Here is a 22,607-nt window from a genome sequence, read left to right as displayed (position 1 = left end):
AAATTTAATAATTAAGGATTTTTCTATGAATAAATTCTTGGCAATTATGGCTTTTATCAGCCCTATGTTTGCAAATATGGCAAACCAGCTTGAGGGTACAAATCAAGGTATGAGCCCTATCTGGGATGATGGACGCCTAGTCAATATAGACAGATATGAGAGTGGCTTTGGCTCGCTTTGGACATATTTGCAAGGTAGCGATTTTTTTGCTTATGGCGTGGCTGTGGCTTTGTTTGGCGTGATATTTGCATTTGCTTTGCATTATATGGTTGTAGGTCCTAAGCATTTTGATCATCATAGTGGCAAGGTTTATGCCTTTTCAAAATACGCTCGTTTAGTGCATTTATTAGCTGCTGTTTCGTGGGTCGTGCTTGTGCCTACTGGCGTGATAATGATGTGGGGCGATAGCTTTGGTGGTGGATTTTTCGTGCGTCTGATGAAAAACCTACACGGACTTGCGACTATTGTATTTGCTATAAGTATTATTCCTATGCTTCTTATGTGGGGCAAAAGAATGCTTCTATCTCTTTATGATATAAAATGGATGATGATAGTCGGCGGATACTTATCAAAGAAAAAGACTCCTATCCCAGCTGGTAAATTTAACGCAGGTCAAAAGGCGTGGTTTTGGGTGGCTACTGGCGGTGGATTTTTGATGATTTTAACTGGAGCTGCGATGTATTTCATGGATTTCAACACTCCAGTGCTTAGCACGACTTTTGGACTAACTCAAATAGAAGTCCTAAGACTAAGCGCAATCATCCACAATGTGCTTGGCGTAGTTTGTGCTGTGTTTTTACTAGTGCATATTTATATGGCTGTTTTTGCGATAAAAGGTGCTATACACTCTATCATAACCGGATACAAAGAAGAAGAAGAGGTCTATATACTTCATCATTACTGGTATCAAGAACTAGTCAAAAAAGGTCTTATGCAACCATCTAAATTTGAAGCAAGCCATACAAATTTAAGATAAACCCTATAAGTTAGCTTATGCTAACTTATAAATATATGATCCGCATCTACCATGATGTGGATTTTTTCTTCGATTTTATTACCGTCTTTATCGACACTTTCAGGCCAGTAGTTTATGGCTATACGAGAAACTTTCATAACTCCTGTTATCATATCAAATAAACTCATATAATTCTCTTCTTCTGTATCGCTGGTAAAATCTACAAGCTTTCTGTAGTCGTATCTGTATTTAGAAGAGATTTTAAAGTTTTTACTCATAAAAGGAATAGTCGTCTCAAATGCAAAATCATCTTTGCAAGTCGATTTGATACTGAGCTTCAAAAACTGCTTGTATATAGGGACAAATACAAGCTCACAGTTTTCAACATAATCGCTTGATCTCTCATCAAACGTCTTATCGCAGTCGTAAATAGCTTTTTGCGATACTAGAGATGAGTTTGTATCTCTAGCAACCTCAATCTGTAGTCTAGCATCTGTCGTGAAAACTTCTTTAAACGCTGTATTATCATCATTCAAAAAACGAAAGAGTAAATTCATATCAAGCCTTTTAAGATATTTGCTTAAAATTATACCCTAAAAATCACTGTTGTATAACCTAATTATGAATATATTCTAAAATTTCATCAAAATCATCAAGAACGGTAAATGTAGTAAAGCTATGATCATTAATAGCTCCATTTGGCAGTAAGGTATTTTTAAAAAAGTCTATCAATGGATTCCAAAAATCGCTACAACAAAATATAATTTTGTGCTTTCTAACGCCAGTTTGAGCCTCAGTCAAGACCTCAAAAAGCTCATCAAGCGTGCCAAAACCACCAGGCATAATGATAAAAATATCGCTCATACTTATAAGCTCTTTTTTTCTATCTGGAAGATTACTTATGAGCTTTGAAGTGGTGCAATATGGGTTAGTTTTTTGCTCAAAAGGCAAGATTACATTTATACCCACACTCACTCCACCACTCAAAAACGCGCCCTTATTTGCAGCTTCCATGATACCGCCACTTCCACCTGTGACTATGCCGTATCCTGCCTTTGATAGTTTGGAGGCTAGATTAAAAGCTGCTTTGTAATACGGGCTATGCTCATCAAATCTAGCTGATCCAAAAATAGTGATATATTCCAAAATCGCTCCTTAAATTTTTTGGAATTATATCTAAATTTAACCATTTTATAGGTTATTTAAATCTTTTACTATGACTTTTGCTACGTTTTTTCCTTCACTAGCAGCAGTTACTACTAGGTCACTTCCTCTTTTGCAATCTCCACAAGCATAAACGCCTATTTTGCTAGTTCTAAAGCAATCATCAGTGGCAACTCTGCCATATTTATCTAGTTCGATTCCATTTGCACTTAAAAAGCTTAAATTTTCTACATCAAAGCCAAGAGCGAAGATAACCACGTCGGCATTTTGCATGACTTCGCCACCTTTTATGACCTCCACTTTGCCATCTTTTGTGGTTGTTTTGGCTAAATTTAGCGCTAAGACTTCGCCGCTGTCATTGACGACTATATCTTTTATGGCTGAATTAAATATAAAGTTAGCGCCCTCTTCAGTGGCATTGACAAACTCTTTTTTGCTTCCTGGCATACTTGCCCTATCTCTTCTATAAACGCAAGTCGCGCTGCTAGCTCCTTTTCTAAGTGCGCTTCTTAGGCAGTCCATAGCAGTATCACCACCACCTATTACCACGACTTTTTTGCCGACCAAATCAATAGCGTCGCACTCCTCTTTATATAGCTCTTTTTGGACTGTGGTTAAAAAATCAAGCGCTTTATAAATGCCTTTTGCGTTTTCGTTTGCGATGCCTTGGCTTCTGCTAGATCTCGCCCCAAAAGCCAAAATCACCGCGTCAAATTCACTCATCAAATCATGAAAATTACGGTCGTCTATTTTGGTATTTGTGTGAAAAACTGCTCCAGCGTCTTTTAGCATATCTACTCTTCTTTGGATTACTATTTTTTCTACTTTAAATCCAGGAATTCCATAAGCCAAAAGCCCACCAGCTCTATTATCAGCTTCGAAAATCTCTGCGTTTATGCCATTTCTTAGAAGATAGGTCGCTGCACTCAGCCCTGCTGGACCTGAGCCGATTATTGCTACTTTTTTATCACTAAATTTAACATCTTTAAACGGTTTTAGTCCATTTGCAAGGCCTGTTTCTGTGATGTATGTCTCGATATTTCCTATCGCAATAGCACCGAAATTTGAGTTTAAAGTGCAAGCCCCTTCGCATAGTCTGTCTTGCGGACAAACTCTACCAGTAATCTCTGGAAATGGGTTTGTTTCATTGCTGAGATTAAATGCTGTTTGCAAATTTGAGTTTGCAGTATTTAGCAACCAAAACGGAATGTAATTATGCAAAGGACAGGTAAAATGGCAAAACGGATTTGCACATTGGACGCATCTGCTGGCTTGTTCTGTGGCGTTTTTAGCTCCTAAAAGCGAGTAAATTTCTTTAAAATCACCTAGTCTTTCGCTCTCATCTCTTTTTACAGTTTTCACTCTTGAAATTTTTAAAAATTCTTGCATCTTAGTCTCCGTCTGCTGGATTTAGTGGTAATTTGGTCATATCTTTTGGTTTAACCATCCAAAACTCTCTTATAGAGTCCCTAAAGTTGTCTAATATGTGCTTAGCTCTGACGCTTTTTGTTTCGTTATAATAAGTAGTTAGTAGGCGTTTTAAGAAATGGCGAACCTCATCCATCTCATCAGTATCGATACGCAACGCAATTACTAGCTCTTGGTTTAGCTTATCTATAAACTCTCTTCTTTCATCCCAAACAAAAGCAATTCCTCCAGTCATTCCCGCGCCAAAGTTTATACCAGTCGCACCCAAAATCGCCACAACTCCGCCAGTCATATACTCACAAGCATGGTCTCCTACGCCCTCAACAACTGCTGTAGCCCCAGAGTTTCTCACGCAAAATCTCTCGCCCACAATACCACTAGCAAAAAGCTTGCCACCAGTCGCGCCATATAAACATGTATTTCCAGCTACTGCGAAGTAGTTGTCTTTGTCCTCTGGACTGATGACGATGCGACCGCCGTTCATACCCTTGCCTACATAGTCATTTGCGCTGCCTTTTAGATACAAAGCCATTCCGCTTGATAAAAATGCTCCGAGGCTCTGACCTGCGATTCCTGTTAAATTTATCCTGATTGTTTGGCTCTCAAAGCCTTTATTGCCATAAAATTTAGCTATTTCACCACTTATTAGCGTTCCAAAGCTTCTATTTTGGTTGCAAATTTGCTTGTCGATGACTATTTTTCTCTCTGGATTTTGTATGGTTTTATAAACCTCTTTTAACACGCCTTTTTCAAACTCGTTTTTATCAAATGGCTCATTTGGCTTGCCGCAGTGTTTACTAGCTCCTGGTATCACTCTAGTTAGCTCGCTTAGGTCAAATTTGCTCTCTACAGGCTCAAAAAGGTCGTTTCTACCGATGATTTCATCCATGCTTTTATAACCCATTTTTGCAAGTTCAAGTCTGACATCTTCAGCCAAAAGTGTGAAATAATTCACAACTCTATCCACGCTTCCTACAAATTTATCTCTCAAAGCTGGGTCTTGAGTAGCCACACCCTCAGTGCAGCGATTTAAGTGGCAGATTTTTAGCACTTTACAGCCCAAAATCACAAGTGCAAGCGTACCAAAAGCATAACTTTCAGCACCAAGCAATGCGGCTTTGATGATGTCTTCGCCTATCTTTAAGCCGCCGTCAGTTTGGAGATGAACGCTACTTCTTAGATTATTGACTTTTAAAGCGTTGTGAGCTTCGATAAGTCCTAGCTCCCACGGATTTCCTGTAAATTTAATACTTGTCCAGTTAGCAGCTCCTGTGCCACCATCTCCGCCGCTAATGACGATTTTATCAGCGTAGCACTTTGCCACGCCAGCTGCAATTGTGCCTACTCCAGCGCTCGATACTAGCTTGACTGCAATTGTGGCGCGTGGATTTATCTGCTTAAGGTCAAAGATAAGCTGAGCTAAATCTTCTATACTATAAATATCATGATGTGGCGGTGGGCTGATGAGAGTCACGCCTGGAGTAGTATAGCGAAGTGTAGCAATCAGTCCTGTGACCTTGTATCCTGGAAGCTGTCCACCTTCACCTGGCTTAGCGCCTTGAGCTAGTTTAATTTGAATTTCACTAGCACTAGCAAGGTACTCAGGAGTCACACCAAATCTACCGCTTGCTATCTGTTTTATCTGCGAATTTGCTGGGCTTTTTAGACGCTCATCAGCTTCCCCACCCTCTCCAGAGTTGCTCATGGCTCCTAGTTTATTCATAGCAAGCGCCAAAGTCTCATGAGCTTCTGGACTGATTGAGCCAAGACTCATAGCAGCTGAGTTAAAGCGTTTTAAGATAGCGCTTACTGGCTCGACTTCATCAAGACTTATTGGCTCACGGTCGCTTTTGATACTTAAAAAATCCCTTACCATTCTTTGCCCACGACCCTTGATAGCATCGCGGATGAGAGCAAAGTCATTCATATTTGCAGTTATGCTTGTTTTGTGAATTTGGTTTATCAAAAACGGCGTATAGTCGTGGAATTCTTCTTTGTCAAGGTATTTGTAATATCCACCTAAATTTAAAGGTATCAAATGCTCACCAAAATTAAATGCGTTTTTGTGTGCTTTTAAAACTCTAGCCTCAATATCGCTGTATTCAAGTCCAGGGATAAGCACTTCTGAAGAGCTAAAACACTCATTTGTGATATTTTTACTAAGTCCAAGTATGTCAAAAAGTGCTGAGTTTTTATAGCTTCCAACTGTAGCTATACCCATTTTTGACATAGTTTTTAGAAGTCCAGCATTTAGAGCGTGGTGTATGTTTTTTAGCCCCACTTTGACACTAGTTTCATCCTTGCCCTCAAGCAGTTCATATCCACTAGCAAAGAGCAAATAGGGATAAACAGCGCTCGCTCCATATCCTATCATCAAAGCAACACTATGAGAGTCTAGCACCTCGCCACTAACCGCTATGATACTGACCTTGTATCTAAGACCCTCTTCAATTAAAGCTTGATGAACCCTACCAACTGCCATTGCCATTGGTATTGCGGCGGTTTTTTCATCCACACCCCTATCATCAAGTAATACGATATGAACTCCGTTTTTAACAGCATTTATCACGTCATAAGCCAAGTCTTCCAAACTACCTTTTAAATTTTCACTAAAAAGCGTGCTAAATGTTGCGTTTTTGAACTCATCTTGATATCTTGGCGAATGCTCATCACCAAAGCTTTTTAACACGTCAAATTTCTCTTGCATAAGAATCGGAGAGATCGTTTTTATACGTTTTGCGTGGGCTTCTGTTTCGCTTAGGAAGTTTCTGTATTCGCCAAAAGTTATATTCAAACTCATTACGACCATTTCACGGAGTGGATCAATCGGCGGATTTGTGACTTGGGCAAATTTTTGCTTGAAAAAGTCGCTAAATCTTCTTTGACCATCACTAAATGCTGCCAGACTTGTATCATCGCCCATAGAGCCAGTAGCTTCCTTGCCACCACTTAGCATTGGGGTCAAAATCATCTCTTTAAACTCATTTGTGATGCTAAAGTTTCTTTGTAAGGCGTGCAAATTTGAGAGTTTATAATCTTCATATTTCTCAAATGGAAGCTCCACGAACTCTTCAAGGTGGATCATGTTTTCATTTAGCCATTTGGTGTAATCAGCTGTATTTTTGATGTAGTCATTGATCTCGTCATTTTTCATGATTTTGCCGTATTTTAGATCAAGTCCTATCATTTGACCGCTTTGGAGTCTTCCGCGCTCTTTTATCTCACTCTCGGCGATATCAAGTACGCCATATTCGCTTGAAATAAGCACTCTATCATCTTTTGTGATGATAAATTTAGCTGGTCTTAGACCGTTTCTATCCAAACAACATGCGATAAATCTACCATTTGTAAATGAAATAGCAGCAGGCCCGTCCCATGGAGAAAAATTTGGGCTTGTATATTCATAAAATGATCTAATTTTTGCATCAGTGTATGGGCTGTTTTGCCATGGAGCTGGAATTGTCAAGCGAACTGCTTTGAAAAAATCAACCTCATTTTCTATCAAAAACTCAAAAAAGTTATCCAAACTAGCGCTATCGCTTCTGTTTGAATCAGTGATTGGCAAAAGTGATTTTAGCTCATCGCCAGTGTATTTATGGCTTTTTAGGCATTTTTCTTGGATTTTTAAATTTGTCCTGTTTGCTGAGATTGAGTTTATCTCTCCATTGTGAGCTATAGTCCTAAAAGGCTGAGCTAGACGCCATTTTGGCAAGGTATTTGTAGAAAATCTTTGATGAAAAAGCGCAAAACTAGTCGCAAAATCCTTGTCTTTTAGGTCTTTGAAAAATGTCTTTATATATGTTGGCATAATAAGACCTTTGTAGACTATGACTTTGTTTGAAAACGAACAGATATAAAAATCATCGTCTTCTTTTAGCTCTCTTTGGATTTCGCGTCTAGCAAGATAGAGCAAAGATTCAAAATATTTTTTGGCAATTATGGTATTTGGCGTGATAAAAAACTGAACTATTCTAGGCAAAGTTTCAAGCGCAAGCTCGCCAAGAGCGTCAGTATCGACTGGAACCTCACGATTTAGCACGACTTTTAGGTCGTTTTTAAGGCACAGCTCTTCAAATTTAGCTATATGCTCGTCTGTTTTTAGAAAAACCATAGCCACAGCGAATTGCTCAGGCAGATCCACGCCATTTTGTTTTGCCATTTTTCGCATAAAGTCAGTCGGCAATGAAAACAAAAGCCCACAGCCATCACCACTTTTGCCATCACTTGCGATAGCGCCTCTGTGCATCATACGCTCTAGTGCAGTTATGGCATCGCTTGTATTTTGGTAGCTTGGCTCGTTTTTTAAATTTGCGAGTAACCCAAATCCGCAGTTGTCTTTAAATGAATATAATCTGTCCATATTTGCCCTTTTTAAAAATAAAAAATTGCGAAAGTATATTAAAATATAGCTTAATATTTTATTAATATGGTAAATACGGTATTTATAACAATTTAATAAATTTTATATATCTTTTTTAAGCTTAAATATCAATAAATTAATTTATAATTTTACACCATAAAAGCTCATTATCATCAAATTCAGCCCTGTGCATAATTTTTATCTTCAAATTTAGACTAATATTTTTAGCATCTTTAAACTCATTTGAGCGGTAAATTAAAAGCCATTTTACTCTCTTATCTAAATTTGAAAGTGCATTTCCTCCACCTTCAAACATCACAAAATGCCGCTCAAAAGCTGCTTCAAGCGAGTTTGAAATGGTTACCTTTCTATCTTTTATGCTAAAAAGTGGGATTGAAGTATCAAATTTAGTCTCATTAGAATAGATTAAAACATCTGGATTTTTGCCACCGTTTATAAGCCTAGTATCTAGCGTAGGGCGATCGGTGCGAACTGTGTTGCCACCGATTACTAGCAAACTTACAAGGCTTCTAATGGCGTGAGTATGTGTGCGGCTAGCGTGGTTTGATATAATCCCACCACTTGCGACACCATTTTGCGTAAGAGCGATTTTAAAAAAGCTAAAATTGCCGTTGCTCCAAGCCCAAAATGGCTCCAAAAGCTCATCAGCTCTATCTTTGCAAACGCCTATTTGCGTGCTAATTCCAGCCACATTTAGCACTTGCTCGCCACCTTTTGCATGCTCGCTCACGTCTTTGGTAGCAATTATCACTTTTGCAAAACCAAGCTCTTTTAGCAAATTTGCACAAGGTGGCGTTTTGCCATGATGGCTGCAAGGCTCAAGGCTCACATAAGCCCTCGCGCCACTTAGCAAATTTGCATGATTTTGCAAGGCAAGTGCGTATAGCTCATTTGCATTTTTGGCGGTTTTAAAAACGGCTTTTAAATTTGGATTTAGTCTTTGTAGTGCTGAAATTACGGCATTTAGCTCAGCGTGAGGCATGCCAGCTTTTTGGTGGGCTTCACAGCTTAAAATCTCGCCATTTTTACTTAAAATTAGGCAGCCAACTGCTGGATTTGGATATGTCAAAAACTGATATTTCCAAGCCTCATCAATGGCTAGGTTCATATAAAATTCATCGTTCATCTTAACTCTTTGTGTAAATTTAATGAACAATTATAATAAAATAGTGATTAAAATTTAGAATAAAGAATAAATTTGGCTCAAAACGAACCAAATTTAAAGAGCGTTACCACTCCATATAAGTTCTTGCTTTTTTTATATCTTCAAATTTGATCTCTTGATCTGGCTCAATTGTGACGCTATTTTCGCTAACGCCTATTATCTTGCCTTTTATCTCGGTTTTGTCGTTTAGATTTATCTTAGCAAGTTCGCCTATACTAGCAGCAAAATGCTCAAATTTACTAAGCTTTCGCTCTAGTCCTGGACTCGAAACTTCCAAAATATAATCCCCGCTAACTGGTGGCATAACATCATAAATAGGCGACAAAAGCCTACTTACTGCTTCACAATCATCTAGTTTTACTCCGCCATCTTTTGTGATGTAAACCCTATAAATGACTCTGCCATTTTCATTTACGACTTCTGTGTCATAGAGTTTTACGCCACATTGTGCGACTAAATTTGATAAATCTGTCATTTTTTACCCTTTTCAAGCTCACTGCTGACTTTATCAAAAAGCTTATCAATATGATTTTGGTATTCAAGCCTTTCATCAAATTTAAAATGAAAATTTGGAGCTCTATACCAGCCCTCAGCTGCCATGCAGTGGTTTTGGATGTGTCTTTCTACGTGTCTTAGGTGGCTTAAAACATAAGCTTGTTCTTTCTCATCTAGCATCATTTTATCTAGATAAACAAAGGCGTCATATCTGCCCTTTTTGCACTCGACATCTGTCACACAAAGACCTTTTAGATATGGATCTTCAAGGCTGCTTAGAGCTTCTGGAATAAGCTCTTTTAGCACACTTTCAGTTCTTAGGCGTTTGACTTCGGCTGGATTCATAGCTCTACCTTGTTTTCCACTTCTTTGTAGCTTTCTATATAATCGCCCTCTCTCATGTCGTTGTATCCTTCGATACCTACGCCACATTCATAGCCTTTTGCGACCTCTTTTGCGTCATCTTTGAAGCGTTTAAGTGAGCTGATATTGCCCTCAAATACAACTACACCATCACGGATTACACGGATTTTTGCTCCTCTGTGGATACTTCCATCAGTTACCATACATCCAGCAATTTGTCCTATTTTTGGTACATTGATGACTTGGCGGATAACTGCTTGACCAAGGTCTTCTTCGCTGATAACTGGACTCATAAGTCCGCTAAGCAAGGCTTTTACATCATCAATAAGGTTATAAATGACGTTATAAGTTTTGATCTCTACGCCTTTTTCTTTAGCTTTTTCTTTGACTTCGCCAGTTGGACGGATATTAAATCCTAAAATCACACAGTTTGCACTAGCACTTGCTAGACCAACGTCGCTTTGAGATATTCCACCCACTCCTGCGTGTATAACATTTACTTTTATCTCATCATTTCTTAGCTTCTCAAGGCTAGCTTTGATAGCTTCTAGTGAGCCTTGGACGTCAGCTTTAATGATGACTGGAAGAGTTTTTAGCTCACCTTCAGCTATCTTAGCGCTAAGCTCGTCTATGGTTACTTTTGTTGATTTACTAAGCTCTTTTTGGCGTAAATATTCATATTTCTTTTGAGCGTATTCTCTAGCTTCTTTATCTGTTTTTACACTTATTAAAGTCTCTCCAGCGTCTGGAACTTCGCTAAGTCCGATGATGACGCCACACTCTCCTGGTTTTATTGACTTTAGTGCATTTCCTTTGTCATCTTGAAGCGCTCTGACCTTACCATAAGCCACGCCAGCAACTATCGTATCACCAACTCTTAATGTACCATTTTCTACAATGATAGTAGCTACTGGACCACGACCTTTTTGGAGTGAGCTTTCGATGATAGTAGCTTTTGCGTCTCTGTTTGGATTGGCTTTTAGCTCTAACAGTTCTGCTTGAAGCAAGACTATTTCAAGTAAATCTTCTACGCCCATACCAGTTTTTGCTGAAATAGGAACAAATTCATAGTTTCCACCCCATTCAGTAGGAAGTATGTCAAGCTCAGCAAGACCAGTTTTTACTAGATCTGGATTTGCACTTTCTTTATCCATTTTATTAATCGCGATGATGATAGGCACGCCAGCTGCTTTAGCATGGTTTATCGCCTCTTTTGTTTGTGGTTTTACACCATCATCAGCTGCTACTACGATGATGACTATATCAGTAACCTCAGCTCCTCTTGCTCTCATAGCTGTAAATGCTTCGTGTCCTGGAGTGTCTATAAAAGTTATGTTTTTGCCATTTTTTTCTACCATATATGCACCCACGTGTTGAGTGATACCGCCAGCCTCTCCGCTAGCTACGCGTGAGCTTCTTATATAATCAAGTAAGCTAGTTTTACCATGATCAACGTGACCCATTATAGTAACTACTGGAGCTCTTGTTTCTTCGTCTTCTACTGTGATATTTTCATCAGTATCATCTTCGTAAGCTTTGACATAGTCAAACTCTTCAGCAGTATCTATGATATTGATCTCTATATCAAATTCAGCACCCAAAATCTCTATCTCATCTTCTTCTAAGAAGTCGTTTTTGGTTGTCATTTTACCAAGCATAAATAGTTTGGCTATGATTTCGCTTGGAGATTTTTTGATTTTATCTGCAAATTCATATAGACGAATTTCTTTTGGTATATTTACACTTGCAATAGCGTCGTTTTCTTTATCTCTAACAACTTTTTTATGTTTTTTACGACTTCCTCTTTGGATACCACCTTCAAAATTATAACTATTATTTTGAGCTGGTTTGTAGATATTTAGCTGTTTTTTAACAGTTTGAGTGCGTTCTACTTCTATAGGTTTTACTGTAAGATCTGGCAAAACCACTACATCGTCGTCATCAAGGGCTATATCATCGCTGAAACTTACAGCGTCAAGCAAATCTATCTTTGCTGAGTTCTCTTTTTTGGTGGCAATAACTGTTTTTTTCTCTTTTTTCTTTTTCTTAAAACTATCGTCGCTACTGCTAAATATAGCTTCTAAATTTTTATTTATAGGCTCAGATGATGGTTTTTTAGGGCTTTGAGCGATGACTTCATCTTTTTTCTTTTTGACTATTACTAGACCACGTCTTTTTGCTAGACTTGCACTAGCTAAGCTCTCGGTTTTGCTTGGAGCCTGTGGCTGGCTATCTTCTTTTTTTTCTATCACTTGGGCTTGCTTTATTTCTACTGTTTCAACTATTTTTTGAGGGGTTACTTCTTGAATTTCCTCTTTTTTAGGTTCTACTTTTGGCTTTTGTATTTTTGGGCTAGCTTCTTTTTTGGTATTTTTTTTCTCTGCACTCTCTGGTTTTTTACCAAATTGAACAAAGTCGTAGAGTTTTGCAGCGTCTTCATCACTAACTGCACTTGCAGCAGTAGTTACTTTGAAGCCGATTTCGACTGCTTTTTCTAAGATTTCTTTACTTGAATAACCAAGTTCTTTTGCAATTTCACTAATTCTAATTTTAGCCATTTGCTAGCATCTCCTTTAAATTTACGCTATTTTTACTAAACCTTGAAAGTGGCTTTTTTAGGTCTTTTTTGTCTTTATTTATACACTCATTACATATATAAAATGATCTGATGTTTTTTGGATTTGGAGTTATTTCACCATTTATGGAGCCAAATTTAAAAAGTTCTTTTTGGAAAAATCTACCTTTACAAACCACACACATTCTTATAGGTTTATGAAATTTGTTCATATTATATCTTATTTTTCTTTATTTTAGCTTTGTACTATTTCAAAGCCATTGTTGTCAAATTCATAAATCTCCACTCTAAAATTTGGAAAACTTTGTTTTAAAACGTCTGCAATTTTCTTCGCATCATCTCTATAAACTAGGTTAAAAAACGTCGAGCCACTGCCTGAGAGCGTACTCATCAAAGATCCGTTTTCATAGGCTATTTTACGCACATCGTAAAGCTCTGGAAGCAAAGGCATACGGTAATCTTCGTGCATTTTATCTATGCAAGCTATTTTAAGAGATAAGTAGTCTTTTTTTAAAAAACAAGCAGTTAGATATGAAGCGTGAGAAACGTTATTTACAGTATCAATCATATTATAAGATTTTGGAAGTTTGTTTCTTGATTGCTTTGTGCTCATCGGTTTATCAGGGATGACCACGACGGCTCTTAGCTCATCGCCAAGCTGGGCTCTTTGGGTATAAACTGCTCCGTTATGGACTAAATTTGTGGTAAATCCACCCCAAACTGCTGGAGATATGTTATCTGGGTGGCTTTCGTATTTTAAGGCTTTGTTTAAAACTACTGATTTATCTACTTTAAATCCAGCCATATGATAGGCTGAAGCAATCGCCGCGACGATGACTGATGAGCTGCTTCCAAGCCCTCTTGAAAATGGAATATTATTTGTGAAATTAAATCTAAACTCCATTTGCTCGCCAGTTAGCTGGGAGAGTATTTCATTAAATATCAATATAAATGTATTGTTTTTTTTAAGTCCGATTTTATCGCTGCCTTCACCATTTATGCAAACAGATCTAAAGTTTTGTTTTGTGATTACGACTTCGTTGTATAGTTTTATAGCTAAGCCCAATGTGTCAAAACCAGGGCCTAAATTTGCGCTGGTTGCTGGGGTAAGTATCTTCAAATTTGCTCCTAAACTGCGTCTATGATATAGTTTGGAAGAGTATCACAACTTTTATTTAATTTTGATAAAATTATAGGAAGTTTAAATGGCTTTGGTTCTATTTTTTCTAAATTTATATTGCCATTATTGTAAGTGAAACTAAGCGTTTTATTGGCTCTAATGGCTCCAAAGTCGTTTAGTTCAAAGCCACTAACTGCTCTAAAATCACACTTTTTGACTATGCAAAATGTCTTTAGAATAGCATAGCTTACTTTTAGTCCCATGAAGCTTCCTGGTCCATTTGCGTAAGTTATGCTTTTTATATCAAATTTAGAGTTCAAATCTGATAAAATATTTATCAGCTCTTCGCTGGCCTTTTCTTCGCTGATTATCTGGCTAGTAAGCTTGTCATCTTCATAAATCCCAACTAGCATTGGCGAACTAAGTGCCACCACTAAAATATCAATACTTTTTATGCGAAAGCCTTTGCGTACTCTGGAGCTTTTTCATCTAAAGTCACCATTTCATAGTTTTTCTCATCGCTTAGGATTGCGACTGTGAGTTTGTGGTTTAGATCGTGGCTTCCTGCATATGCTTCATAATCCCCAACCATAGGAGCTCCAAGCAAGCTTATATCGCCTATCGCATCAAGTATTTTATGGCGAACGAACTCATTTTCAAACCTTAGCCCCTCAGGATTTAAGATACGATTATCATCGATGACTACAGCATTATCAAGACTTCCACCAAGCGCTAGCCCCATTGAGTTTAGCTTTTGGACGTCTTTTAAAAAGCCAAAAGTTCTAGCTCTTGCTATTTCGTTTATGAAATTTTCTTTGCTAAACTCAAAAGTGTAGCTTTGTTTGCCTATTACTGGGTTTTCAAATTTGATAGTGTAGTTGAATTTAGGATTTTTGCTAGGCGTTACTTTGACGTATTTATCACCTTCTCTTACTTCTACTTCTTTTTTTACTACAAGGACTTTTTTCTTGGCTTCAAGCTCACGAATGCCCGCTTCATCAAGCATCATACAAAAGCTTATTGCACTTCCGTCCATTACTGGAACTTCGTTTGCGTCTAAAACGATGCGAATATTGTCTATTCCATAGCCATTTATCGCGCTCAAAAGGTGCTCTATAGTCGAGACATAACCCTTTGTGTTGCCAACTACTGTTGCCATTTGTGTATTTATGACATTTTTTGGTTCAGCCCTAAAGCTAGTCCCCAAATCACTTCTATAAAAAACTATACCAGAATCTATATCCATAGGCTCAAGGACGATTTTGATAGGCTCACCTTTGTGAAGACCTATGCCAATTCCCTCAACCTTTTTTGCTATTGTTGTTTGTTTCAAATTTATAATCCTTATCAATTTCTAAGCTGATTATATCAAAAAACTAGTAAATATTATTTAAAAATAAATATTTATATTAGAATTTCTGTTTTAAAAGCAACGACTGCTTGACCTGAAATTTGCACTACTTTTGGTCTGTTTTTTTCTTTTTTCACGACCACTTCCATGCTACCAGTTCGCCCTATTGCCTCGCCTTGAATAGCTCTAAATTTAAACTCATCACCACCACTTCCAAAGAGACCAAAATGCACCAAATAAGCTCCAAGAGGCCCGTTAGCATTGCCAGTAACTGGATCTTCACTGATGCCTATAGCAGGAGCAAACATACGCCCATGCACTAAAGCCTCAGAATCTAGATTTAGGGTAAAAACATAATATCCGTTGCAACAAATTTCTTTACTAAGCGATGTTAAAAGAGTTTCATTTGGCTTTAGAGAGTTCAAAAGCTCGTTTGATTTGATACCTACCATTACTTTAGAATGTCCAGTCGATGCTATGCAAACTGGGCAGTCTAAATTTAAATCATCTTGGCTGATATTAAGGGCTTTTGTAAGCTTATCAACTACATCTTTGCTAAGCAGGTCGCCTATTTCTATAGCGCCTTGCGTCATGGTGATGAGATAGTCATCACTACTTTTATTTATCTGGACTTGAAGAGTTCCGGCTTTGGTTTCTTGCCACACATCTGCTTTGTCTAAACCAAGCTCCAAAGCTCTTATATAGTGAGCCGCTATCGTCGCATGACCGCAAATCGGCACCTCTTGGCTCGGCGTAAAAAACCGAACCCAAACATCTGCTTTTTTATCTCTTGGACTTAGTATGAATGCCGTTTCTGAGTTATTAAGCTCCCTTGCGATGCTTTGCATCTGCTCATCGCTGAGCCCGTCAGCATTTGCCACCACCCCAGCTGGATTGCCACAAAATTTTTTAGTGGTAAAAGAATCTACTTGATAAACTCTATAAGCTTTCATAAATTTATCCAAAAATCAGTTATTTTTTATCTATGACTTTTTTTGATAATTCTAAAATATCATAAATATTATCTTTCATCCATTTAGTATCCATCCACTCTTCTGGGCGTACTTCGATGCCTTGCACCAAAACTCCAAAGTGCAAATGATCTCCAAGAGCTAGCCCACTAGTTCCAGTGGTTGCTATATCTAAATTTGGTGAAATTTGGTCGTGTAAATTTACTAAAGAATTGCTACAATGCCCATAAAGTGTGTAAAGTCCAAATCCGTGATAAAGTATGATGTTTGTTCCATAAATTCCATTTTCTGCGTTAAAAACGACAACTGATGGATTATTTGCAACGATATTTGCCCCTGAAACGCTTGCGAGATCAAGACCTAAATGCCAGCTTTGGCTTACTTCATTTCCCTCATAAGTGTAATATCTATGATCCCCAAAGCTCGCTACAGCAGCGCCATTTTTAAGCGGATAAAATGGTTTTACGTTAAAGCTAGTTAGCAGTTTTTCTGGTACTTTTGATGTTATTTCTGCGATTTTTTTCTCATTTGAGATTCTTAGAGTTTCGTTGATAAATTTAAACTTCGCAAGCTTGTCCATAGAGTCTGGATCGTCTGCGTATTGGTTTGCAAGCTCTAAAATTTTGCCGTCTAAAAATCTATCTGTTAGAGGTATTTTTGATACTTTGTATTTTCTATCTTGCAAGAAATATCTAATGCGAGCTACGCTTTTATTGCCAGCCAAATCCTCAGCCACAACATCAGCACTAAAGTCATCTACAGTAGCAGGCCAAGCGATGATAGCTGCGTAATAGCCCTCTTTGTGAAATGGAGTTGCTATAAATTTTTTACCATAATTTGTAGTGATGAATACCTCTTTCATATTTTCATCACTAGCTCTAAAGACAACAGCAGCTGCGCCGCCTTTTGCTATTTTGTATGATTGATTTAGTATATAAAGCTCTGGTCTTTTGGTATCTATTTTAAATTTAGCCTCTTTTACAGAGCTATTTCCCATGAAAAAGTTCCATTTGCTAGCGTCTGTTGCTTCTACTTTTATAGTGTATTGTTTTTTGCTATTTAGTATATTGTTTTTAGGAAAAGTTATGTTGAAGCTCAGCTCTTTTTCTGGAGTGGAAAACTCTTTTGAGATCAAAACATGGCTTTTTTCTTGGTCGCTTAATATGACTTTTAAAGATTTTACGCCACTTTCGTCTTCTACTTTTAAAGGAATTGGAGATTTGAGATTCCAATTTATCTCACTGTCTAAAACTATTTTTGGTAGATTTTTTTCAAACATACTTAAATTTAACACACCATACACGCCAACAGCTATCAAAATAACTATAGCAACAAAGATAATACCCTTATAACTTCTATTTCTTCTCATATCAACACCTTATAAATTTTAAACAAATTATTCTATCAGATTAATGTAAATTTATTTTACAAAATTTCTCTTAGTTTTCTAGCAGATTCCATCCACTCTTTTAGCTCACTCCATTTTTCATTTTTTATCAAATCTTTGCAAATTTCAAGCTCACTTTGGAATGAATTTACCGCACTCAAAAGATTATCTTTATTTTGTTTGAAGATATCGCACCACATATCTGGGCTTGACTTTGCGATACGAGCCATACCGCTAAAACTACCTCCAGCAAGGAGCAAGATATTTCTTTTGTCCTCTTCTTTGAGCGTTGCATTTACAAGGCTAAAGCTAATAGCGTGAGGCAAATGCGAGATGATACCGACGTGATGATCGTGGCTTTTTGAGTTCATAAAGACTATTTTCATTCCAGCGTGGCTTAAAATTTCAACTGTTTTTTTAATATGCGTTTCGCCTGCATTTTTATCATCACAGATGACGACAACAGCGCCGTTTAAAAGCGTTTTAAAAGCTGCTTTTGGCCCTGAGTTTTCAGTACCAGCCATAGGGTGAGCTGCAACGAAATTTTCTCTGATCTCTTGCGGGCAACTAGCTAAAATTTGCTCTTTAGTCGAGCCAAGATCTACTATTGTCGTGCTTTTTGGTATGTCTTTGAGATTTTGCAAAGTCTTTACGATAGCCTCAACCGGAATTGCTAAAAATATCATATCGCACTTGTTTTTCATCTCTTCAAAGCTGATAATCTCATCTACAAGCCCAAGTTTTAGTGCGTCACATTGATTTTGTTCATTTAGATCATATCCGCTCACGCTTGAAATAAGCTTCATATCACGAAGCGCAAGCCCTAAAGAGCCACCGATGAGTCCAAGTCCTATTATGCCAACTTTCATAAATTTACCTTTAAATTTTTGTGGAATTATACTTTAAAAATCACAAAAGTATAATTATAAAAACATTAATTATTCAAAAAAATGAATTTATTATATGTTAAAAAAAATTATGATACCATACCAAACTATACTTAAAAATTAGGTAAAAATTTATGAAAAAAACACTTTTCTTAGTAGGTTTGAGTTTGCCTTTAGCACTAAGTGGGGCTACTATCAAATCTATTGCTTACAAAGGTCTTATACATCTATCTAGCGACAGCGCTACTGACATTTCTGGGCTTAGAGTTGGAGATGAGCTAAACGCACAAAACTCAAACCAAGCCATTATAAATTTATACAAACAAGGATACTTCAAAGATATATTTATAGAAGAAAATGATGGCAATGTTGTTATAAATTTAACAGAAAAACCATCGATCGCAAGGCTTGATATAGAAGGCGTTGTGACAAATGATAAAAAAACCATCGATACAATACTTGGCATAAAACAAGGTCAAATGTACGACCAACCAGGCATCAAAAAAGCCAAAGAAAGAATCAGACAATACTACGAAACAAAAGGGTATTTTGATACCGTTACAGATGTAACCACTGAGCCAATGCACGGCAATCCAAACGCTCTTCATGTCACAATGACAGTAAATAGAGGCGAGAAAATCACAATAGAAAAAGTAAATTTAGTTGGTGCTGAAGTTTTGGATTATTCAGATATCGAACCAGCAGTAGCGAACAAAGAATATGAGTTCATGGGCTGGATGTGGGGACGAAATGACGGTGGGGTTAAGATTTTTGACCTGCCAAATGACCCAAACAAAATCCGCGATGAATACCTAAAAAAAGGCTATCTTGACGCTAGCGTATCAAATCCATATTTAAACACATATTTTGATAACTACACTGCAGATCTTACATACTATGTAAGCGAAGGAAATCCATATAATGTAAATAGCATAAGCATAGAAGCGCCAAGCGAGCTAGAACTTGATAATGAAAAAATCATAGATAGCTTAAAACTAACAAAAGGCGACAGACTAAACTCAGAGTGGCTAAAAAAAGATATAGAAAAAATAGAAAATTTAGTCGCTGACAAAGGATATGCTTACGTTAGAGTCTATCCACAAACAAACAAAAATGAAGCAGACAAAACAGTAGATATAATCTACCAAGTAGTCCCAAATGACAAAGTATATATAAGAAATGTTGTTATCTCAGGAAACGACAGAACAGCAGATAGGGTTATACGTCGTGAGCTTTACTTGACTGAGGGAAATTTATACAATAGAACTGACCTTGTCGATTCAAAAAATGCACTAAAAAGAAGTGGATATTTTGAAGATGCTTCAATCAAAGAAAACCGCATAAACAAAGACCAAGTTGATCTAGAAGTAGTCGTAAAAGAAACCTCAACTGGTAGCATAACTGGTGGTATAGGATATGGCACTAGCGACGGACTTCTTTTAAGTGCTGGAGTGAGCGATACAAACGTATTTGGTACTGGATACAAAGGTAGCGTAAGCGTAGATAAGAGTGATGACACATTAAGTGGAACTATCAGCCTAACAAACCCACGTGTAAATGACTCAGAGTATAGTCTGGGCGGAAGCATCTATGCAAATGACTATGAGTGGGATGATTATGAAGAGAAAAATTACGGCTTTAGCGTAACTGGTGGTAGGAAATTTGGCAGATACACAAATGTATTTTTAACTTACCAACTCGAACAAAGCAAAATATCTGGACTTGATGAGTTCTATACAAAAGCTGGATATCAAAATGGCAAAAACTTAAAAAGCTCAATAATTCCAGGCATTACATTTAATAATACAGATGATTATTATGTCCCAAGAAGCGGTATCATCGCTGGAACTAGCTTTGAATATGCTGGAGCTGGTGGAGATATGGAATTTGTCAAAAACAAATCAAATTTCAACTACTATCTTGGACTTGATGATTATATCAACTATGATCTAATCTTAAGATATAAAGCAAACTTTGGTTATATTTGGAACAGTGATGATGATAAACTTCCTATAAATGAAAAGCTATTCTTAGGCGGTTTAAGAAGTATAAGAGGGTTTGATAGCAGAAGCGTAACCCCTAAAAAGAACATAACAATAGCCGGAAAAGGCAGCAAAGTCATTGATACTGGCGGTAAAATAGCGTTTAATAACTCAGTTGAGTTAAGTATCCCTGTCATTGACCGCTTAAAAATGCGTGCAATGGTATTTTATGATTATGGTATGATAGGCGAAGATAACCTAAACGAGATCAAACGCTCAAGCGTCGGTGCTGGTATAGAGTGGGTGACACCTATAGGACCGCTTCAACTCATCTACGCTCAAGCTCTTGATGATAAGCCAGGTGATGATACAAGTAGTTTTGAGTTTTCTATAGGTAGAAGATTTTAACTAAATTTAATCTAAATTTGATAGCTAACCTTTTGGCTAGCTATCAAAATCTCTTTTAAACAAATAGCTTTTCTATCTCTTTGTTTAGCTCTTTTACATTGCATTTTTGTGTAAGTTCGACTATTTTAGTGCCAATTATTGCGCCGTCTGCGTAAAGCTTAGTTCGTTTTACATCTTCATTTGTCTTTATACCAAAACCTATGGCAACTGGCAGATTTGTATTTTCTTTAATGCCATCTATCATATCTTTTAGCGAATTTAGCGATGTTTGACTTCCGCCAGTTACTCCAAGAGAGCCAACAGCGTATATAAATCCACTTGCATTTTTAAGTATATCTTTGGTTCTATCTTTTGATGTTGGAGCTACAAGAGGTATCAAAGCAAGGTTAAATTTCAAACACTTAGCCCTAAACTCCTCGCTCTCATCAAAAGGCATATCAGGCACGATAATCCCACTCATTCCACATTCTTTAGCATTTTGCAAGAATTTATCCTCGCCATAAGCTAAAATTAGATTATAATAAACCAAAAATACCAAGCATTTGCTAGTTTTTACGCACTTTAAAATTTCAAAAACTTTATCGGTTGTGATACCGTTTTTACAAGCCTCAAAACTAGCCATACTTATGAGCTTTCCATCGGCCAAAGGATCTGAATACGGTATGCCAATCTCAACGATATCAAGTACGCTTTCATCAAGCGAATTTAAAAACTCTTTAGTATAATCGCTACTTGGATAACCAGCCACGATATAGCCTATATTTGCCTTATTTTTAAACGCATTTGCAATCTTATCCATAGATAGTTCCTTTTTTGTAGTCCATTATAGTATGCATATCTTTGTCGCCCCTGCCACTTACATTTACTACTATGTTTGATTTTTGCTTTAGGCTAGGACATAGCTTTTCAAGGTATGCAAGAGCGTGTGAGCTTTCAATAGCTGGGATAATGCCTTCTAAACGAGTGCAAAGCTTAAGTGCATTTATACACTCATCATCGCTAACTGCGTGATACTCTACTCTGCCGATATCTTTTAAATGTGCATGCTCTGGGCCAACACCAGGATAATCAAGTCCAGCACTGATACTATGAACTGGCGAAATTCTACCATATTCATCTTGTAAGACCACAGTTTTCATACCATGGATTATGCCATCATTTCCTTTTGTCAGAGTCGCTGCGTGATAAGGAGTATCAGCCCCAAGCCCACCAGCTTCCACGCCAAAAATACGAACACTATGATCATCTAAAAATGCTGAAAATATGCCTATAGCATTACTTCCACCACCCACGCAAGCTACCACGCAATCAGGTTTAACACCTTTTGCTTTTAGTTGCTCTTTGGCTTCAGTTCCTATCACGCTTTGAAAATCACGCACGATTTTTGGATATGGATGAGGGCCGACGGCTGAGCCAATCACGTAAAATCTAGTTTCAATCTCATTTACCCACGCTTGGATGGCGGCGGTTGTGGCCTCTTTTAAGGTGCCAAGACCATCAGTTATGCTTACGACTTTTGCACCCAAAAGCTCCATTTTATAGACATTTAGGGCTTGTCTTTTCATGTCGCATTCGCCCATATACACATCGCATTCTAGTCCAAGAAGAGCCGCTGCAGTCGCAGTCGCTACGCCATGCTGTCCAGCTCCAGTCTCAGCCATGACTTTTTTCTTACCCATTTTTTTAGCAAGCAAGGCTTGAGCTAGAGCGTTATTTATTTTATGAGCTCCTGTGTGGTTTAGATCTTCTCTTTTTAGATAAATTTCATGACCGTAATGCTCGCTAAGTCTTTTTGCATGATACATTGGACTAGGACGACCTACGTAATCTCTCAAAAGCTCATCAAGCTCATCTCTAAACTCACGGCTCATGGCAATTGTATTGTAAGCCTCTTCAAGCTCGATTAGTGCATTCATCGCCGTTTCTGGGACGAATTGTCCCCCGTATTTTCCAAAATATGCCTTCACATTCATAA

Annotated in this window: 19 protein-coding genes; 2 read left to right on the top strand and 17 right to left on the bottom strand. The window is 37.6% G+C overall.

The features are described from left to right. Nucleotides 1–25: 25 nt before the first annotated feature. On the top strand, nt 26–976 hold the full coding sequence (locus tag CIG1485E_RS01930) for a formate dehydrogenase subunit gamma (protein WP_038453132.1): 951 nt from the start codon (nt 26–28) through the stop codon (nt 974–976). A 20-nt stretch (nt 977–996) separates the two neighbouring features. On the opposite strand, the gene CIG1485E_RS01925 is transcribed toward CIG1485E_RS01930, so the two are convergent. The 15 genes from CIG1485E_RS01925 to CIG1485E_RS01855 form a co-directional block, all read right to left on the bottom strand. Beyond that, entirely contained in the window at nt 997–1,512 is a 516-nt protein-coding gene (locus CIG1485E_RS01925) for a hypothetical protein (RefSeq protein ID WP_038453129.1), read from the bottom strand. 58 nt (nt 1,513–1,570) lie between these two features. Next, nucleotides 1,571–2,101 (bottom strand): LOG family protein, encoded by a 531-nt coding sequence (locus CIG1485E_RS01920; RefSeq protein WP_038453127.1) that lies wholly within the window; start codon nt 2,099–2,101, stop codon nt 1,571–1,573. A 45-nt stretch (nt 2,102–2,146) separates the two neighbouring features. Beyond that, nucleotides 2,147–3,508 carry a glutamate synthase subunit beta gene (locus CIG1485E_RS01915; RefSeq protein WP_038453124.1) on the bottom strand — a complete coding sequence of 454 codons (1,362 nt, stop codon included), beginning with the start codon at nt 3,506–3,508 and terminating at the stop codon, nt 2,147–2,149. A 1-nt stretch (nt 3,509) separates the two neighbouring features. Further along, entirely contained in the window at nt 3,510–7,907 is a 4,398-nt protein-coding gene (gene gltB, locus CIG1485E_RS01910; protein ID WP_038453122.1) for a glutamate synthase large subunit, read from the bottom strand. 136 nt (nt 7,908–8,043) lie between these two features. Beyond that, nucleotides 8,044–9,054 (bottom strand): bifunctional diaminohydroxyphosphoribosylaminopyrimidine deaminase/5-amino-6-(5-phosphoribosylamino)uracil reductase RibD, encoded by a 1,011-nt coding sequence (ribD, locus tag CIG1485E_RS01905; protein WP_038453120.1) that lies wholly within the window; start codon nt 9,052–9,054, stop codon nt 8,044–8,046. A 103-nt stretch (nt 9,055–9,157) separates the two neighbouring features. After that, nucleotides 9,158–9,568 carry a ribosome maturation factor RimP gene (gene rimP, locus CIG1485E_RS01900; protein WP_038453117.1) on the bottom strand — a complete coding sequence of 137 codons (411 nt, stop codon included), beginning with the start codon at nt 9,566–9,568 and terminating at the stop codon, nt 9,158–9,160. Then, on the bottom strand, nt 9,565–9,933 hold the full coding sequence (rbfA, locus tag CIG1485E_RS01895) for a 30S ribosome-binding factor RbfA (protein ID WP_038453115.1): 369 nt from the start codon (nt 9,931–9,933) through the stop codon (nt 9,565–9,567). The genes rimP and rbfA overlap by 4 nt, the downstream gene beginning before the upstream one ends. Next, nucleotides 9,930–12,509, bottom strand: coding sequence for a translation initiation factor IF-2 (infB, locus tag CIG1485E_RS01890; RefSeq protein WP_038453113.1), 2,580 nt, complete (start codon nt 12,507–12,509; stop codon nt 9,930–9,932). Before infB ends, rbfA begins: the two co-directional genes overlap by 4 nt. Then, nucleotides 12,502–12,738: a YlxR family protein gene (locus CIG1485E_RS01885; RefSeq protein ID WP_038453110.1), complete on the bottom strand. Its 237-nt coding sequence runs from the start codon at nt 12,736–12,738 to the stop codon at nt 12,502–12,504. Before CIG1485E_RS01885 ends, infB begins: the two co-directional genes overlap by 8 nt. Nucleotides 12,739–12,761: 23 nt before the next feature. Continuing rightward, entirely contained in the window at nt 12,762–13,646 is an 885-nt protein-coding gene (thrB, locus tag CIG1485E_RS01880; RefSeq protein WP_038453108.1) for a homoserine kinase, read from the bottom strand. Between the two features lie 8 nt (nt 13,647–13,654). Then, nucleotides 13,655–14,059, bottom strand: coding sequence for a glycoprotease (locus CIG1485E_RS01875; RefSeq protein ID WP_038455505.1), 405 nt, complete (start codon nt 14,057–14,059; stop codon nt 13,655–13,657). 38 nt (nt 14,060–14,097) lie between these two features. Then, nucleotides 14,098–14,979 carry a UDP-3-O-acyl-N-acetylglucosamine deacetylase gene (gene lpxC, locus CIG1485E_RS01870; protein ID WP_038453105.1) on the bottom strand — a complete coding sequence of 294 codons (882 nt, stop codon included), beginning with the start codon at nt 14,977–14,979 and terminating at the stop codon, nt 14,098–14,100. 71 nt (nt 14,980–15,050) lie between these two features. Further along, nucleotides 15,051–15,950, bottom strand: a complete 900-nt coding sequence (locus CIG1485E_RS01865; protein WP_038453103.1) for a PhzF family isomerase — start codon at nt 15,948–15,950, stop codon at nt 15,051–15,053. 19 nt (nt 15,951–15,969) lie between these two features. Beyond that, nucleotides 15,970–17,337: a peptidoglycan metallopeptidase Pgp6 gene (pgp6, locus tag CIG1485E_RS01860; RefSeq protein WP_038453101.1), complete on the bottom strand. Its 1,368-nt coding sequence runs from the start codon at nt 17,335–17,337 to the stop codon at nt 15,970–15,972. A gap of 56 nt (nt 17,338–17,393) precedes the next feature. Continuing rightward, nucleotides 17,394–18,224 carry a prephenate dehydrogenase gene (locus CIG1485E_RS01855; protein ID WP_038453099.1) on the bottom strand — a complete coding sequence of 277 codons (831 nt, stop codon included), beginning with the start codon at nt 18,222–18,224 and terminating at the stop codon, nt 17,394–17,396. Nucleotides 18,225–18,376: 152 nt separating this feature from the next. Here CIG1485E_RS01855 and bamA point away from each other — a divergent pair, with 152 nt between their 5' ends. Then, on the top strand, nt 18,377–20,632 hold the full coding sequence (gene bamA, locus CIG1485E_RS01850) for an outer membrane protein assembly factor BamA (protein WP_038453097.1): 2,256 nt from the start codon (nt 18,377–18,379) through the stop codon (nt 20,630–20,632). 55 nt (nt 20,633–20,687) lie between these two features. Here bamA and trpA read toward each other — a convergent pair whose 3' ends face one another. Next, nucleotides 20,688–21,431 carry a tryptophan synthase subunit alpha gene (trpA, locus tag CIG1485E_RS01845; protein WP_038453096.1) on the bottom strand — a complete coding sequence of 248 codons (744 nt, stop codon included), beginning with the start codon at nt 21,429–21,431 and terminating at the stop codon, nt 20,688–20,690. Further along, nucleotides 21,424–22,605 carry a tryptophan synthase subunit beta gene (gene trpB / locus CIG1485E_RS01840; protein WP_038453091.1) on the bottom strand — a complete coding sequence of 394 codons (1,182 nt, stop codon included), beginning with the start codon at nt 22,603–22,605 and terminating at the stop codon, nt 21,424–21,426. The genes trpA and trpB overlap by 8 nt, the downstream gene beginning before the upstream one ends. Between the last annotated feature and the right edge of the window lie 2 nt (nt 22,606–22,607).

Origin of the sequence: Campylobacter iguaniorum, assembly GCF_000736415.1 — a bacterium.
Taxonomy (GTDB): domain Bacteria; phylum Campylobacterota; class Campylobacteria; order Campylobacterales; family Campylobacteraceae; genus Campylobacter; species Campylobacter iguaniorum.
Note: the sequence above shows the minus strand (reverse complement) of the source record. Positions and strands in the feature narration are given on the sequence as shown.